This window comes from Gemmatimonas sp. (assembly GCF_044376735.1).
Classification (GTDB): Bacteria; Gemmatimonadota; Gemmatimonadetes; order Gemmatimonadales; family Gemmatimonadaceae; genus Gemmatimonas.
In genome coordinates this window covers 1-2,686 of the sequence record NZ_JBILKJ010000277.1, presented here as the reverse complement: position 1 = coordinate 2,686, position 2,686 = coordinate 1, and the positions used below count along the sequence as shown (strand labels likewise).

General features: G+C 66.9%; 2 protein-coding genes. Both read right to left on the bottom strand.

Going from position 1 to position 2,686, the window contains the following annotated elements; genetic code table 11:
* On the bottom strand, window positions 1–1,796 hold a 1,796-nt coding region (locus tag ACIRA7_RS16605), incomplete at its 3' end, for a TonB-dependent receptor (protein ID WP_396221942.1).
* An 82-nt stretch (window positions 1,797–1,878) separates the two neighbouring features.
* A partial coding sequence (locus ACIRA7_RS16600; protein ID WP_396221941.1) for a TIGR00730 family Rossman fold protein occupies window positions 1,879–2,686 on the bottom strand: 808 nt, incomplete at its 5' end.

The window sequence follows — 2,686 nt, the reverse complement described above, 5'->3', positions numbered from 1 at the left end:
GCGCGAGCCGACGTCGTGCGGGTCAGGATCCGCGCCTGCTGCACCGCCAGCCCGCCCACCACATTCCAACGCGACGTCACGGCACCCGTGACACCGAGCTCGAGGCCGGTGGTGCGCTGCGCGCCCGTCTGTACCAGCAACGCCGCATTGGCCGGGTCTGGTGCGGCACTGTTGGTCCGGTCGAGGCGATACCACGCCGTGTTGAGCTCCAGTGCCTCGCTCGGCGTCCACTTCACCCCGACTTCCCGATTCCGGAAGCGCTCCGGCGTCAGCGACACCGCGGTGGCCGAGAGTGACGAGAACTGATCGCCCGCGCTTGGTAGCGAGGCGATGCCGACCGACCCGTACACCGAGATCGTGCGATTGGGCGTAACCACCACGCCACCGCGCGGCGAGAGCATGTGGTCCACCCGCTGCGTGATGGCGTCGGTCCGACGATCCAGCACGCGCACGGCGAAGCGATCGTATCGCGCACCGAGCACGACCTGGACGTGCTCGCCGACATGCAGCTGCTCCTGCGCGAACATGGCGGCCACGTTCGCCACGGCGTCGTTGTCGGCGTCGGTGGCGCTGGCGCGGAACGTTGCCGGCGATGGCATCGCCGTGGCCGTCAGCGGCACCGGGAGCGACGTGGTTCGGTCGCCGAAGTAGCCGGTGAGTCGCACGTTGTCGGTGGCCTGGCGACTGAACTCGGTGCCGGCAACGAGGGTCTGGCGAAGCGCACCGTGTCGCGACGTGTAGGCCAGATCACTTTGGTTGAAGACGCTGCTGCGGTCGGTAGCCGTGCTGTACGCGCTGAGGCTGACCTGCGTGCCGGCGGCATTGACCGCGCTCGACGCGAACACGTTCCGATAGAACTTGTCGTAGTGGAGGGCACGCGTGTGGGTGCGCAACGTCAGGCCATGACCGTTGTCGTATTCCGCGATCAGGTGGGCGCCTTTCACCGTCATGCGGGAACGGCTTTGCTCGGGGTCGCCCACGAACGTACGCCGGTCGAGCGCAGACGGCCGGCCGTTTGCGGAGGGAATGCCGCGATCTACGATGCGGCGATCGGTAAAGTGCTCGACGCCGGCGCGCAGCATCGTCCGGCCGGCGAGCAGCGCCACGGTGGGATTGACCCCGCTCTTCTCCGACGACACGAAGTCGCGGTAAGAACCGCTCTTCTCATGCAGCGCGTTGAGGCGCGCCGAGACGCGCGAGGTGAGCCCCTGCCCGACGTCGAGCGTGAGACGACGTTCGTCGAACGAACCCCGTTGCAGCAGGCCGCTGCGCGTGGGCGTCCACTCGGCCTGCTTCATGACCCGATTGATCACGCCACCGCCGCCCCCGCGACCGAAGGCGAGCGCATTGGCGCCCTTGAGTGCTTCGATCTGCGACACGTTGTAGCTGTCGCGGAAGTACTGCGCGTCATCGCGCACGCCGTCCACGAAGAAGTCGGCGGTGGTACTCTGTCCGCGAATCGTGGGGGCGTCGCGATGGCCTTCACCCTGCCCCATGGTCACACCCGGGACGTACTCCATGGCGCGGACCATCGTGGTGAGGCCAAGGTCACGAAGCACCTGCGGCCCGAGCACCGTGATCGCCTGCGGCACCTCGCGGAGGGCGGTCGGTGTGCGGGTCGCGGCGCGCGTCCGGGACACGCGATACTGCGTGGGCGTGCTACGTACGCCGGAGACGCGCACCGCCGAGAGCGATTGGGCTGGGGCCGAGTCTGCCGCCGGTCGTGGCGCACGGGCGGTGTCCTGAACGACGGGGGTGGCGGCGACGACAGCGGCGAGCAGCAAACCGATGAGCATGATCTGTTAGTTGAGAACGCTTCTCATGAAGCAGATTCTCAGACTAATCGGTCATTCCGGACAAAGTCAATCGGGATTGACGCTACACCGTCCGGGCGGCGGTCTGCGCCTCGTGGGCGTCGATGACCGCCTGCGCGGCCTCCGCCGGATCGTCGGTGAGCAGCAACAGGTCCAGGTCGCCGGGCGAGATCTTCCCCTCCCCCACCAGCCGCGATGTGATCCAGCGCACCAGCCCAGCCCAGTAGTGCCGGCCGAACAGCACCACCGGAAACTGATAGATCTTGCCGGTCTGAATCAGCGTAAGTGCTTCGAACAGCTCGTCGAGCGTGCCGAACCCGCCCGGAAAGATGATGAACGCATTGGAGTACTTGATGAACATCGTTTTCCGCACGAAGAAGTAGCGGAAGTTCACCAGCGTATCGACGTACGGATTCGCCCCCTGTTCGAAGGGCAACTCGATGTTGCACCCGACGGAGTGACCGCCGCCCATCTTGGCGCCCTTGTTGGCCGCCTCCATGATGCCCGGGCCGGCGCCGGTGAGGATCGAGAAGCCCTGCAGCGCCAGCAACCGCGCGGTTTCCTGCGCCGCGACGTACTGCGGATCATCCGGCCCGGTACGCGCCGAACCGAAGATGGTGACGCCCTTCCGAATCTCCGACAACGCATCGAACCCTTCCACGAACTCCGACGTGATCCGCATCACCCGCCACGGATCGGAGCGCGTGAAGGCGCCCGTGTCGTCCTCGGGACTCTGCAGCAACTTCTCGTCTTCCGTGAGCATTGGCCGGTCACGGATGTCCTGATCGATCAGGCGCGCCTCCGTACGGCGCACCGCACGACGGACCGCGCGCGCACCGCTGGACACCAGCGGTGCGTCGGCACTTGGCTCG